This window comes from Bradyrhizobium barranii subsp. barranii (assembly GCF_017565645.3).
Lineage (GTDB): Bacteria > Pseudomonadota > Alphaproteobacteria > Rhizobiales > Xanthobacteraceae > Bradyrhizobium > Bradyrhizobium barranii.
The window spans coordinates 7,393,393-7,406,820 of the sequence record NZ_CP086136.1; the positions used below are offsets into that span (position 1 = coordinate 7,393,393).

General features: G+C 60.8%; 9 protein-coding genes and 3 pseudogenes. 4 read left to right on the forward strand and 8 right to left on the reverse strand.

The genetic code is table 11. The features are described from left to right. Positions 1-414 precede the first annotated feature (414 nt). On the forward strand, positions 415-2,502 hold the full coding sequence (locus tag J4G43_RS36075) for a recombinase family protein (protein ID WP_049810452.1): 2,088 nt from the start codon (positions 415-417) through the stop codon (positions 2,500-2,502). Here J4G43_RS36075 and tnpB read toward each other — a convergent pair. The 4 genes from tnpB to J4G43_RS36095 all read right to left on the reverse strand — a co-directional run bounded on the left by tnpB (position 2,490) and on the right by J4G43_RS36095 (position 3,964). Beyond that, entirely contained in the window at positions 2,490-2,798 is a 309-nt protein-coding gene (tnpB, locus tag J4G43_RS36080; protein WP_060907863.1) for an IS66 family insertion sequence element accessory protein TnpB, read from the reverse strand. The genes J4G43_RS36075 and tnpB overlap by 13 nt on opposite strands. Next, complete coding sequence (locus tag J4G43_RS36085; RefSeq protein WP_026192391.1) at positions 2,795-3,193, reverse strand: transposase; 399 nt, start codon at positions 3,191-3,193, stop codon at positions 2,795-2,797. The genes tnpB and J4G43_RS36085 overlap by 4 nt, the downstream gene beginning before the upstream one ends. Positions 3,194-3,393: 200 nt before the next feature. Then, the gene (locus J4G43_RS36090; protein WP_208087820.1) at positions 3,394-3,615 is read right to left on the reverse strand and encodes a hypothetical protein; all 222 of its coding nucleotides are present in this window, start codon (positions 3,613-3,615) and stop codon (positions 3,394-3,396) included. Positions 3,616-3,805: 190 nt separating this feature from the next. Beyond that, on the reverse strand, positions 3,806-3,964 hold the full coding sequence (locus J4G43_RS36095) for a hypothetical protein (RefSeq protein ID WP_157789193.1): 159 nt from the start codon (positions 3,962-3,964) through the stop codon (positions 3,806-3,808). A 950-nt stretch (positions 3,965-4,914) separates the two neighbouring features. Here J4G43_RS36095 and istA point away from each other — a divergent pair. Both istA and istB read left to right on the forward strand, forming a co-directional pair. Beyond that, positions 4,915-6,456 carry an IS21-like element ISFK1 family transposase gene (istA, locus tag J4G43_RS36100; RefSeq protein WP_060907903.1) on the forward strand — a complete coding sequence of 514 codons (1,542 nt, stop codon included), beginning with the start codon at positions 4,915-4,917 and terminating at the stop codon, positions 6,454-6,456. A gap of 18 nt (positions 6,457-6,474) precedes the next feature. Beyond that, a pseudogene (gene istB, locus J4G43_RS36105) lies at positions 6,475-7,234 on the forward strand (IS21-like element ISFK1 family helper ATPase IstB). Positions 7,235-7,976: 742 nt separating this feature from the next. On the opposite strand, the gene J4G43_RS36110 reads toward istB, so the two are convergent. From J4G43_RS36110 to J4G43_RS36120, 3 genes and pseudogenes are all read right to left on the reverse strand, one after another. Then, complete coding sequence (locus tag J4G43_RS36110; protein ID WP_038958611.1) at positions 7,977-8,393, reverse strand: ribbon-helix-helix domain-containing protein; 417 nt, start codon at positions 8,391-8,393, stop codon at positions 7,977-7,979. A gap of 6 nt (positions 8,394-8,399) precedes the next feature. Then, a complete protein-coding gene (locus tag J4G43_RS36115) occupies positions 8,400-10,388 on the reverse strand; it encodes a conjugal transfer protein TraG (protein ID WP_208087821.1) in 1,989 nt (662 codons plus the stop codon). A 35-nt stretch (positions 10,389-10,423) separates the two neighbouring features. Continuing rightward, positions 10,424-11,509: pseudogene (locus J4G43_RS36120) on the reverse strand (DUF3363 domain-containing protein); the annotation flags it as partial. 42 nt (positions 11,510-11,551) lie between these two features. Between J4G43_RS36120 and J4G43_RS36125 the strand changes: the two are divergent. Further along, a complete protein-coding gene (locus J4G43_RS36125; protein WP_026192128.1) occupies positions 11,552-12,616 on the forward strand; it encodes an IS630-like element ISRj1 family transposase in 1,065 nt (354 codons plus the stop codon). 4 nt (positions 12,617-12,620) lie between these two features. On the opposite strand, the pseudogene J4G43_RS36130 reads toward J4G43_RS36125, so the two are convergent. Then, positions 12,621-13,307, reverse strand: a pseudogene (locus J4G43_RS36130) (type VI secretion protein); the annotation flags it as partial. Between the last annotated feature and the right edge of the window lie 121 nt (positions 13,308-13,428).

Here is a 13,428-nt window from a genome sequence, read left to right on the forward strand (position 1 = left end):
ACTCGCTTCCAGTTCAGCCCTTCAAACGAGGGGATTGAGGAATGTCCCTGATAGTGAGTCTGACGAATCATTTCCGGAGGTGGTCGAGGTTGGGGACCCCCACCATCCTTTGTGGGGGCGCTCATATCGAGTGATTAGGAAGATCGGTCAGCGAGGCCGAGGCATTCCCGCTTCGTATGAAGTTGAGTATCGCGCAGGAAGCAGTCTTCTGATTCAAGCAACCGCAATCGAATATTATGAGCAAGAGGCAAATCAGATTAAGCTGAGTATGGAGGCTCTACTCGAGCTTTTATCGACAGCGGATTGTCCCGACGCACATGAGCATGGATCCAGCCGATCTTTGGTCGACGCTGACGCCCGCGCTCCGACGCCAGATCGTCGAAGACGTCGCCGCAATTTTGGCGGAGATCCCTCATGAAGTCCGAGCTGGTCACACCAAGCCACTTGGCGCGCAAAGCCGTAGTCTACATCCGGCAGTCGACGCCCCATCAGGTCGTAAGCAATCAGGAGAGCCTGCGCCTTCAATACGCGCTTCGCCAGCGCGCCCGCGAACTCGGATGGCGTGAGGCGGCCATCGACGTGATTGATGCCGATCTCGGGTTGAGCGGCGCGTCTATAGCACAGCGTAACGGCTTCAAGGAACTCGTTGGCCGTGTTGGCCTGAGTGAAGTGGGACTCATCCTGTCGATCGACGTGACCCGCTTGGCGCGTAATTGTACCGACTGGTATCCGCTCCTGGATATCTGTGGTCTACGTGGCTGCCTGATCGCCGACCGCGATGGTGTCTATGATCCGGGCACTCCCAACGGACGGTTGCTTCTCGGGCTGAAGGGTTCGATCTCCGAGCTTGAGCTACATACGATCCGCAGCCGGCTGACCGCCGGCCTGCTGGCCAAAGCCGAACGCGGCGAACTTGCGGTTATGCTGCCAATCGGGCTGATGCGGGACCCGAGCGGTGTGGTCGTTAAGGATCCCGACATGGCCGTGCAAGGGCGGCTCGGTCTCGTCTTCCAGTTATTCCTGCAGCTGCGCAGCGTTGCCAAGGTCATGCGAGCGTTGAACGAGCGTGACCTGGAACTGCCGCGTCGTGATCGATATGGCGATTTGTGCTGGACGCGCGCGACGCTGGCTGCCGTCGCGGCGATCTTGAAGAACCCCGCATACGCGGGCGCCTTTGTCTATGGACGAACCCGCTTCCGGCCGCCGAAGCGGGAGGGGGCCCTGCCACAAAAGGCTCCGCGGCCGATGGAGGAGTGGCGGATCGTCGTTAAAGATCGATATCCAGCCTATATCGACTGGCCAATTTATGAAAAAATCCGATCCGTCATCAGAGATAACCGAGCCGAATACATGCGCATCAAAACCCGCGGCGCGCCTCGCAATGGCGAGCTCCTGCTCCACGGCATTGCCTGGTGCGCACGATGTGGCCATAAGATGTACGTCCGCTACAAGGGCGGCGGCGAATATGTATGCAATCACCTGCGTACCCAGGAAGGTCAGCCAACCTGCCAACACATCCGCGCCGCCCATATCGATGCAGCCGTTGGCGACGCATTCCTAACCGCACTAGCGCCGGCCGAACTCGATGCCTTGTCGCGCTCCCGCCGGGTGCAGCAGCAGACGAACAATGCGCTACGCTCCAGTGCAGAACGAGAGCTCGAGCGCAAGCGATACACGGCGGCGCTCGCCGAACGGCAGTTCAACCGAGCTGATCCAGATAATCGGTTGGTCGCCTCGGAACTCGAGCGTCGATGGGAAGCGGCGCTAAACGACGTGCGCGCCGCCGAAGAGGCGCTTGCCCGACAGACGCCGCCCAAAGCCATCACACAAGTGGCCATAAGCAAGGAGCTCAACGACAAGGTCATCAGCCTCACCGGCCGCCTCCCGCAGATATGGGGTGACGAGACTATCTCGGATGCGCATCGCAAGGCGTTGTTGCGATGTCTCATCGAAAAGGTCGTTCTCGACCGCGGTGAGCGCGACTTGGCCCTGGCTAGGATCGTCTGGCGGGGAGGCGCCGTGACGGAGCTCGAAGTGAAGATGAGCGTCAACTCCGTCACCAGATTGACGCGAGGCACAGAGATGCGGGAACGCCTTCTGACGCTCGCTCGCGACGGCGTCCCAGACGACAAGATCGCCACAATCCTTACTCGGGAAGGTCACCGCTCTCCCCGTTGCGCCGATAAGGTGCTGCCTATCACCGTTGGGCGGCTCCGTCGTGCCGCCGCCATCAAGGTAACTGCCCAGCGCAGCCGATGGGAGCATGACGACTCATACCTCAGCCCGCCCGAACTGGCCCGAAGGCTCGAGATTCCAGTAAACTGGCTCTATGTTCAGATCCGAACCAAGCGTTTGCTAATTGATCGCCAGCCCAGCGGCGCCTATCTCTTCCCGAATACACCATCCGTTCTTCACGCCATCGGAGACCTTCGAAACCACGTCATCGCGCAACTTGATCTAAGAATCTGTCAGCCTAACAAGGAGGGGCATCAACATGGGTGATCGAACAGCGCTTCGAACTGCACGCGCGTCAGATGCATGACGCCGTCGCTGATCTGCGGCCACTCGAAACGACCATCGCGGCCAAGGCGCTTGTAGACCAAAACGAGGCCCGTGCCGTCCCATAGCAAAATCTTCAGCCGGTCGGCGCGCTTCGAACGAAAAACCACGATCAGGCCCGAATGCGGATCGAGCCCAAGCGTGTTTTGCACAAGACCGGCCAGCGCGTCGTGCCCGCACCGGAAGTCAACAGGACGCACAGCAAGCACAATCCGCAGTCCCTGCGCCGGAATGATCATGCGCCGCGCTCGATCGCAGTCACGATCTCCGCGATCCGCACCGCCGACACGTCCGCATCCAGGCGGACCGAAACCTTGCCAATCGTAATCTCGACGGGCCCCTCGCTCTTGCCTGACGCCACTGGATCGCTCAGCTCGATCGACACGAAATCCGCCGCGTCGTCCGTGACCAATGCGAGCCGGCCAGCACGCGCCAATCTGCGCCACGTCGTCAACTGCTGGGCCTTCACACCATAACGCCGTGCGACATCACATACCCGGGCGTCGGGCTTCATGCTCTCGAAAACAGCGCGCCCCTTGATCTCCGCAGACCATAACCGGCCTCCAGAACGCGTCCGGCGCGTAAGCTTCCCCACAAAGCCATCAGCTTCGGCTTCCTCCCCCGATTGTTCCATCGCCTTCAGTCTCCTCTCGGCTCTCTGACAAGCCAAGGATCGCAGAGCGAAAGCCGAAGCGAAACCAGTCAATCAAATGGGAGAAACGCTCCGCTTACACTGATCGCGAGGCAGATGCAAATGAACAGCCGCGACGGCATTTGTTCCCGCGCTCCTTTGATGGCAGGGACGCGTGTCGGTCGTTGTTGGTCGCCGAAACACTACGGCGTGTAAAATCCCAGCCGTAAGGCCCGCTCCTCAGTTAGGCAGGCCATTGGCAGGTCCCGGTGAGCCCTTAGGCAATTTTTGTACAATCGCATCTCGATCGCATCGTCGAGCAGGCCGAACATAACGAGCAGCGCGAGCGCCACTCCGCCCGCCATCCCAACCGAATAAATTGCCGCGCGCCGCACCTGCGACGCACGGGAAAATTCTTTGCCCACGGAAATTGACTGCTACCAACGACTGCACGAGCGTAAAATACTACTTCTGCCCAACGTCTTCGGGTCAATCGCCGATCTGGAGGAGCGGGCATAAAAAACCCGCCGACCGCGTGAGCCGGCGGGAGTTTGGACTGTAGATTACGCCCGGGTGTCCCGGTCGTGGACGGGTTATATCACGAACGCCTTTGCGCTAAGCGTCAGCGCGCATGATTTCGGAATGCTCTACCGCAAGCGTACGATAGTGCGCGGCCATCTCCCGATAGTGCGCTCGGGAAATTGCATCCTTTGCCTCGTCCGCACGCTTTTCAAACATGGCCGCGCGGTCTCGAAGGTCTACGGGGTTGGCCATCAACGATCTCCTGAGGTCCAACTGCCCACCCAACCATAACTATATGGACGCTAGCGGCGTTGGAGCCAGTCGAAATCTCGTGACATCACGGGAATGGGTTTGGTCGAACCGCGGATGAAGCAGACCGCCGGCGGGTCAGCGCTTCGCTGCGTTGCCAGCCAATTCCATCGCGAGATCTAGAGCTGCGACTCCAATTTGGTCGGTCGGACGCGATCGACAGCGCTGGTCCATCCACGCAACTATCGCTGTAAAGTCACCGCCTCCGACAATTTCTCTATCGCCGCTAACATTCAGACCACTGATGAAGCCAACAACCCAGGATTCGAAAGCGCCTTTTACTACCGCGTTCTTGGTTCTGTTCGTCCAAGCCGAGCACGACTGCGAGCCGGCACCCACGATCGTGGCGCCGGCGCGGAGCGGATTGGTTGGCAGTAGTAGCAAGGCGACGACCGCCAAAACCCTCATCATCAGAACCGGTAAGCTGGGTGTAGAAGACCAGCCTACCCATCTAGGTCGCTCTTGTCAGCCGCAGTAAGACAACCCGAATGCTGGCCACTGCCGGGCACGCTTCCGGTGCAGTCGACGGCGGCGCTTCATTGGTCCCGCTCCGCCAGGATGCGGCGGATCTCGGCCTTCCTGACCAAGGAATGCGGCTCAGCTCTGGTCCAGGTTGCTAAACTAACGGACAGTCCACCGCTGATTTGGTAAAAATCCCATCCCCTTCCGGGCGAAGCTTGCGCCCGGTTCATGTCGTGGGGGTGCTTCCGGAGACCTGAGTGCGCGTTTCGCGGGATCGTGAGCGCGGATTTCAGGGGATCGTGAGCAGAGATTTCAGACGATCGTGAGCAACGATTTCGCGGGATCGTGAGCAAGGCTTTCGGAGCCTTGCAGCGCTTCGGCCGACAACTCAACCGGCTTAGGGATGACCTCGTGGTTAACGAGGAAGTCCAATGCCTACCCAGAGATTGTCGATGCGCCGGATCAAGGAAGTCCTTCGGTTAAAACATTTTCAAGGCCTGCCAGAGCGGGCCATCGCGCGGAGCGTGGGCGTCAGCAACGGCGTTGTGCACAGCTACCTGAGCCGCGCCCGCTCTGCTGGGTTGAGCTGGCCGCTTCCGGAGGGAATGACCGATGAAGACCTGGAGCTTTTGCTTTTCCCGGCCCCACGACCAGCGTCTCAGAGCCCGCAGCGGCCGGTGCCCGACTGGAGCTACATCGATAAAGAGCTCCGCCGGCGCAACGTAACCCGTCGCCTGCTCTGGGAGGAGTATCGCGCCGTTAATCCCGACGGTTTCGGGTACACGTGGTTCTGCACTACCTACGAGGCCTGGAAGGGGCGGGTCCGACCTTCGATGCGGCAGATTCATCTGGGCGGCGAGAAGGTGTTCGTGGATTTCGCCGGCGACACCATCGACATCGTCGATCCGCTGACCGGGGAAGTGCAGCCGATGAAGCTGTTCGTCGCGGCGATGGGCGCTTCGAACTACACCTACGCCGAGGCCTGCCCCAGCGAGAGCTTGGCCGACTGGATCCGGGCCCACGTCAACTTGTTCACGTTTTTGAGCGGAACGCCGACGTTCGTGGTCTGCGACAACCTCAAAGCCGCCGTCAGCAACCCCGACCGCTACGATCCCGGCCTCAATCGCACTTATGCCGAGATGGCGAGCCATTACGGCACGGCCATTCTCGCCGCACGGCCGCGGCGCCCAAAAGACAAGGCGAAGGTCGAGGTCGCGGTGCAAATCGCCCAGCGCTGGATTCTGGCCCGGCTGCGCAATCAGCGCTTCTTTTCCCGGGCCGAGCTCAACGCCGCCATCAAGACACTCGTCGACGAACTCAATGCTCGTCAAATGCGTGGCTTCGGCTCAAGCCGCGCCGAACTGTTTGCCGAACTCGACAAACCCAAGCTAACCCCGCTGCCAGATCAGCCTTATGCCTTCGCACGCTGGAAGCGCTGCCGCCTCGCTCCCGATTATCATGTCGAGGTCGACGGCCATTGGTACTCCGCGCCGTATCGTCTGATTGGCGAGCTGGTCGATGCCCGTATCGACGATCGGACGGTCGAGATCTTCCACAAGGGCCAGCGGATCGCCAGCCATGCCCGCGCGCCCAACCGACGCGGACACACCACCATCGCCGACCACATGCCCAGCGCCCATCGCCGCTACGGCAAATGGACCCCCGCCGCGGTGATCGCCGCCGGCGAGCGGATCGGTCCTTCGACAGCAGCGTTTTTCCAGGCCGTGATCGACGCCCGGCCCCATCCAGAACAAGGCTTTCGAACCTGCCTTGGCATTCTGGCGCTCGTCAAAAGCTACGGCGCCGAACGCCTCGACGCAGCCTGCCGGAGGGGCATCCTCATCAAGGCGCGCTCCGTCGCCTCGATTAGATCGATCCTCCAGAACGGCCTCGATCGCACGTTCTTCGACGAATCTTTCGAGCACCAGCCCCTGCGCCACGGCAATATCCGCGGACGCGACTACTTCCACTGAAGCAAGGAGAGACCCGGCATGCTTAACCACCCAACCCACGAACGGCTGATCGAGCTTGGCCTGACCGGAATGGCCAAGGCCTTCGAGGAGCAGCGCCGATCGCCCGATCTCGAAGCCCTGCCGTTCGAAGATCGCATCGGCCTGTTGGTCGACCGCGAAGCCGCCGAACGCGACACCAGGCGGCTCACCACGCGCCTCAAGATCGCCGCACTGCCAGACTGCTTGCGTCGAGGACGTCGATCTGCGCACCCCGCGGGGCATCGACCGCGCCGTTTTCGCCAAACTCGTCGAAGGTCGCTGGATCGATCGCCACGAGAATTTGCTCGTCACCGGGGCAACCGGCCTGGGCAAAAGTTGGTTAGCCTGCGCGCTCGGCCACAAGGCCTGCCGCGACAACCGATCAGTCCTCTATCATCGCGTTCCAAGGCTGTTCGAGGCGCTCGCGCTCGCGCGCGGAGACGGACGTTACGCTCGGCTCCTCAAAAGCCTCGGCCGCGCTCAGCTTCTGATTTTGGATGATTGGGGACTATCGGTGCTCACCGCCGCGGAACGCCGCGATCTGCTCGAAATCCTCGAGGACCGCCATGGCCGCGCATCCACCATCGTCACAAGTCAGCTCCCCGTGGACACCTGGCATGGAGCCATTGGGGACCCCACGGTCGCCGACGCCATTCTCGATCGCCTCGTCCACAACGCCCACCGCCTCCAGCTCACCGGAGAAAGCATGCGAAAACGCAGCGCCAAAACCATCACCCTTGACGGCCAACCAGAACACTGACTCTATCTCCCATCGGCCGTAGCGGGCTGCTCACGATCGTCTGAATTCAGTGCTCACGATCGCGCGAAATCGATGCTCACGATCCGTGAAATCCGCAACCTGAGCGGCTTTTGCTGCTTCTGCGCTTGGGATCGCGTCAATCGTACTTCTTGCCACGACGCTGGACACATGGACTGACGGGTTGCTGTGTAGATCGCCTGGAGGCACATCTTGCCGATGTTATTCCGAAATCCTCCCTGAAGTCACCGATGGTAGCGGTCACCCGTTCTTCGAACGACCCATAATCCGAGTTGGCCGGTAGAATAATGAAAGTGGATAGAGACTTCATGCGAAGCGTCGACACGATCGTTTGTCGATGTGCGAAATCGACGCTCCTGTAATTAAAGTATCCGATGCCCTCCTTACGACTGCCATCGCAGTAGCTCTCATCAGTATCGAAGCCCTCCAAGCAGAGTGCGTACAATTCGGTTGAAACTGGCTTCAGTTTGATCAAACTATCGAAGATGCCAATATAGTTGTCGTATTCGTCCTTGGTCCGCGGCCGAATGGCAACTAGGTGATTGGACCCAGTTCGGCCGCGGATAAGGACGAAGGCGTTGGTCAATAGACGTGATCGCCCCGTCCGCACAAAAATACTAGGCTGCGCCTCGCCACGGAGTTGGACAGGTTGGCTGAGGAAGCCATAAAACGAAGCGGTAGCTTCGCTCGATACGAGTGATGCTATTTTCTCAGGGCTTCCCCACTACAGAGGGTCCTGATGAACGATGTCTTCCGGAATCTCACGCAGAAAGCTCTGCCCTTTTTGTAGACGGCGTCCGAGTGTCTCGACAAAACCTTCAAAGCGTTCCCGGCCTTTCAATTGCGCGGTTGCCTGCGCGTCGTTGGGCAATGGCGGCGTGATCGTCAACCAAAAGCGAATGAATAAAGCTAGTGTCTCGGCGGTCAAACCGACGTCGCGCTCGAGCCTCTGCATCTGGCGTGAAAGATGATCAAGGCGGCGTGTAAATGCTGCCTCCCTCCTGTCGGCGCCGTCTGGCGACAGAAACGAGGCCACTGCGGCTTCCACGATCGCCGACCTAGAGAGTTTCTTGCGATCGGCAAGATCCGAGATCTGCTTGAGCAGCTCAGGAGGGAAATAGACGTTCATACGGTTGCGCATTGAACCTCACAGCTCCATACCGTCATTTGGGTCCATGGTCACCTGGCGGGCTAGGCCGCGCATTTGCTGGCGTAGTAGACGAGACTGGCGGATCGCATCATCGTCATCGTCAAGAACTGCCGTAAATTCCTCCGCCGGGGTCGGTTCAGTCACCTCCTTGGCGATTGCAACGTGATCGGGAAGTTCTGGTTCAAGACGGAGCCCGCTGTTGGCCGTGTCCTCCGTGGCACCGCCGGCAAGGGTGGCCGACCCCGCCGCTGTCGTAGGAAGCTGACTCGTGGACCATCCGTCTATTCGCAATGACCGGCCGGCGGTGCTTGGGTCGGGCGGTGGCATTACCCGCTCGGTGAACCGCCGATCTTCGTAGTAGCGCACCTTCTTCGCCCGGATTGGCGCTATGCCTGCGACCATGACGATCTCATCTCCTGGCGGAAGCTGCATCACCTCGCCAGGGGTCAGTAGCGGCCTCGCGGACTCCTGCCGTGAGACCATGAGGTGCCCAAGCCAGGGGTTCAGCCTATGCCCGGCGTAGTTCTTCGTCGCCCGCATTTCGGTCGCGGTACCCAACGCATCGGACACACGTTTGGCGGTGCGCTCGTCATTCGTGGCAAAGCTGACGCGGACGTGGCAGTTGTCGAGAATGGCATTGTTGGGTCCATAGGCCTTCTCGATCTGATTGAGCGATTGCGCGATCAGGAAGCCCTTGATGCCGTAGCCCGCCATAAAGGCGAGAGCGGACTCGAAGAAATCGAGACGCCCAAGCGCCGGGAACTCGTCAAGCATCATCAGGACTCGATGCCGCCGATCACTGACGTGCAAATCCTCGGTCAGGCGGCGGCCGATCTGGTTCAGAACCAAACGGATCAATGGCTTGGTTCGCGAGATATCGGAGGGCGGCACCACGAGGTAGAGCGAGGCGGGACGGGCATCGGCAGTCAGATCAGCGATGCGCCAGTCGCATCGGCGCGTCACCTCGGCCACCACGGGATCGCGATAGAGACCCAGGAAGGACATCGCGGTGGACAGGACGCCCGAGCGTTCGTTCTCCGATTTGTTTAAGAGCTCACGCGCGGTCGAGGCGACTACGGGATGAACGCCCTGGTCGCCGAGGTGCGGCGTCGTCATCATCGCCTTCAAGGTCGCCTCGATCGGCCGCTTCGGGTCGGACAGGAAGCCAACCACGCCGGCTAACGTCTTATCCGCCTCGGCATAGAGGACATGAAGGATGGCGCCAACCAGAAGCGAGTGACTGGTCTTCTCCCAGTGGTTCCGCTTATCGAGCGAGCCTTCGGGGTCGACCAGTACGTCCGCGACGTTCTGGACATCGCGAACCTCCCATGCCCCGCGTCGAACCTCCAGGAGCGGATTGTAGGCTGCAGATTTTGGGTTGGTTGGGTCAAACAGAAGGACCCGGCCCTGCCGCGCGCGGAAGCCGGCGGTCAGCTGCCAGTTCTCACCCTTGATGTCGTGCACGATGGCCGAGCCGGGCCATGCAAGCAGCGAGGGGACGACCAGGCCAACACCTTTGCCAGACCGCGTAGGCGCGAAGCACAGCACGTGCTCTGGACCGTCATGGCGGAGGTAGTCACGGTCAAGTTTGCCAAGCACCACACCGTCCGCCCCGAGCAGGCCAGCCGCCCTCACCTCCTGCGCCTCCGCCCAGCGAGCCGAGCCATAGGTCTCGACAATCTTGGCTTCACGTGCCCGCCGGACCGACATAAAGATCGCCACTGCAATCGAAGCCAAACTCCCCGAGGCCGCGACAAAGGCTCCCTCAACAAACACCCCGGGCGCATAGGCGTCATAGACAAACCACCACCAGAAGAAGACCGGGGGGTAATAGACTTTGAAGCCCGAAAGCTCGAGCCAGGGCCGACCAAGCTCTGGCTGATAGCCCAACCGCCAAGCGGTCCACTCGGTCGCGCCCCAGATGGCCAGCAGAACGATCGAGCCGACCACGAAAATCTGCCCCCAGAGGATTTTGGTCCCGGACATTTTGCGCAACCTTCACAAGTCAATTTGAGAGTTAGCTAGAGGCCCAAGCCGCGTTTGCGGCCAAAACCCCATTCGATGCCGCCGCTGTCCTTCACGACCCCGGAGACATGCTGGCCGAGCCGGCTTTCGAGTTCGCGGGACCAGGGCACCAGTTGAAACCCGAGCCCATTGTCGATCATGGCGAACCGTCCCGAGGTCAGCGTCAGCCGCTGGCGATACGTGCCGGCCACATGCTCACCGGAAGCGGCCTTCACCTGAGGCAGGCCAGTGTCGGCCGAAACCCTTGCGCCCACTCCGTCCAGTTCGCGCCTGCGCAGCGTGTCCAGGAGGTCGCGCTGCAGGATGACGCGCCGGCCCTGCCGCCGCGCCAGACCTTCCTGAACCAGATGCTCAATCCGAGCCTCCATGGCATCGCGGGTCTCGCGGCCAAAGCCGCCCATGGCTAGCGGCAAATGCTCGCGCTCGACCAATCGGTGATCCAGCCATGTCGCGCCTTTCGCGTCGACCTGCGCGCCGAGATCGAAATCGGAACGGGTCGCGAGCACCAAAGTGGGACTGGGATCGTCGGCTTGACCGAAGCGCCGTACCTCGACAATTCCGCCGATTGGCGGAGCATTTTCGAAGGCTTCGATCCCGCGAAGGCGGAAGTGGTGCGCGCGACCGTCTGTTCCGTCGATCACGGCGTAAGCCTCGCCGGTGAACTCGTCATGCAATCCCCGATCGACCAGCCGCCCGATGATCGGGTTCGCTGGCCGTCCGCCTTCGATGACGAAGTCCGAAACACCTCGTGCTTCCCGACGCTCTGTGAAGGCACGGTGCATGGTCTTGATGATGTCGCCGCGCATGCCGAGGTCGCGCAGGCTGCGCTCGGCCTCGAGCCCCACCATCCATTCTCCGGGCGCAGCTGGCGCGGCAAGGCCCATCTTCTTCAGATGCTGTAGGCGGCCCACCATCAGGCGCCGGATTTCGGGATCCGAGCTGCCAGGGGGGTCAGGGCGAAGATCGACATAGCCGGCTTCGTCGGCGGCCAGCCAGATCTCCTGATCGAGCCGGGTCCATCGCTCTGCAATCACTTCCCTCTCCAGTGAATCGCGGATTTCGTGCTCGGGCTTCGGACCTAGTACCCACTTTTCTTGGAACGTGAGTCGTGATTCAAGGTCGGGATGATACCCGAAGCAAGAGAAGTCCACCTTTCGAGGAAAGATCGCAAGGTGCTTGAGGCGTGCTGTCGCTCACCGGTGACGTTGCAGCGCGATTTGAAGCGGGCGCGGATAGTTCTGTTGGCGGCGGATGGGCGCAGCACCCGGTCGATCGCCAAGGAAGTTGGGGTCCAGCCGCGGATTGTCAGCCTTTGGCGGCATCGCTATGCCGACCATGGCCTTGAAGGGCTGCAAGACAAGCCGCGGCCTGGCAAGCAGCCGATCTATACGAAGACGACCGACAAGCGGATTCTGAAGCTGCTGGATAAGCCGCCACCGCAAGGGTTTGCGCGCTGGACCGGCCCCCTGCTGGCCGAGGCGCTGGGCGATGTCGATGTCCAATATGTCTGGCGGTTCCTGCGCAGCCACAAGATTGACCTGGTGGCTCGCAAGTCCTGGTGCGAGAGCAACGACCCGAACTTTACGGCCAAAGCCGCCGATGTTGTCGGCCTCTATGTCGCGCCGCCGGCGAAGGCCATTGTGCTGTGCGTGGACGAGAAGCCCTCGATCCAGGCTTTGGAGCGAGCGCAGGGTTATCTGAAGTTGCCCAATGGCCGCGCCTTAACCGGCCAAAGCCACGATTACAAGCGGCATGGCACCACAACATTGTTTGCGGCGCTCGAAGTCGCCACCGGAAAGATCATCGCGACCCATTCAAAACGCCGGCGCCGCGTCGAGTTTCTCGATTTCATGAACAGCGTCACCGCGGCTTTTCCGAACCGCAAGCTTCACGTCATCCTCGACAACCTCAACACCCATAAAAAGAACGAGGACTGGCTCAAGGCCCACCCCAACGTGCAATTTCATTTCACGCCGACAAGTGCGTCATGGCTCAATCAGGTCGAAGTATGGTTTTCCATCTTGCAGGGGCAGTCGCTCAGCGGCACCTCCTTCACGAGCCTCAAGCAGCTTCAGGAACACATCGATGCCTACGTCAACGCATACAACGACAGAGCCGAGCCCTTCGTCTGGACCAAGAAAAAGGTCCGTCAACGCCGTTTCAAAGGCCGCCGTATCACTCAGCTCTGATTCCGGGTACTAGTTCGATCGCAACCAGTTCCTCGGCCTGCGAACGAAGGCCACGGCTGATGTAGTCGCGGGAGATCACGAGGTCGGCCCCCTCCTCATCGACTCCCCGAACGAGAAGATGGATGTGAGGGTTGTCTGTGTTCCAATGATCGAGGGCCGCCCAATCGAGCCGCGTACCGAGATCAATCTCCATCTGCTTGGCCAGGTCGCGGGTGAACGCTCTGAGGTCGGTCATACCGCCGGCATCTTCGGGCGAGATGATGAACCGGAAATGGTGGCGGTCGTCCTGACACCGCTCGGCAAAGGCCGCGCCATCCGCACGGTCGCCGGAAGCATCGAACATACTGGCGGGCTCACCACTTCGGGTGACGCCGTCGCGCTTCAGGTACGAAAGAGGGGCCGTCAATGGCGCTGAGCGGAAGGATCGCCCCTTGTGGCGAACAACACGCGCCTTCACGACAACACGTCGGGTCGGGCTGGACAACCGGCTTCGGCTGAAGGCTAGCCTGCCGCGGCCAAAGGTCGAGCGCCCATAGGCTGCTGACCGTCTGCCGGAGGCAGCCTGACCCGAGATGTGTCCAGCCTTCTTGGCGGCACGTAACACCTGGCTGATGAATGTTTTGAGCTTGGGCGCGCGCGTGCTGCGGATACGCCCAGGCCGGACACGCAAGTCGCTATCGCGAACGGTCATATCCGGCCCTCAAATGGCGCAAAAGCACCCACAGTGCCGAAGATGTCTTTGATTGCATTGCCCAAAACGCAGAGCGCGGCACGCGTACCGACGGACCGGCACGCCAGAACCCAAGCCATGC

Bases quoted from the DNA above. Each gene is read 5' to 3' on its own strand.
- J4G43_RS36115 (WP_208087821.1), bottom strand. From the start codon at position 10,388: ATGTCCGGGACCAAAATCCTCTGGGGGCAGATTTTCGTGGTCGGCTCG.
- tnpB (WP_060907863.1), bottom strand. From the start codon at position 2,798: ATGATCATTCCGGCGCAGGGACTGCGGATTGTGCTTGCTGTGCGTCCT.
- J4G43_RS36075 (WP_049810452.1), top strand. From the start codon at position 415: ATGAAGTCCGAGCTGGTCACACCAAGCCACTTGGCGCGCAAAGCCGTA.
- J4G43_RS36125 (WP_026192128.1), top strand. From the start codon at position 11,552: ATGATACCCGAAGCAAGAGAAGTCCACCTTTCGAGGAAAGATCGCAAG.
- J4G43_RS36095 (WP_157789193.1), bottom strand. From the start codon at position 3,964: ATGGCCAACCCCGTAGACCTTCGAGACCGCGCGGCCATGTTTGAAAAG.
- istA (WP_060907903.1), top strand. From the start codon at position 4,915: ATGCCTACCCAGAGATTGTCGATGCGCCGGATCAAGGAAGTCCTTCGG.
- J4G43_RS36085 (WP_026192391.1), bottom strand. From the start codon at position 3,193: ATGGAACAATCGGGGGAGGAAGCCGAAGCTGATGGCTTTGTGGGGAAG.
- J4G43_RS36110 (WP_038958611.1), bottom strand. From the start codon at position 8,393: ATGCGCAACCGTATGAACGTCTATTTCCCTCCTGAGCTGCTCAAGCAG.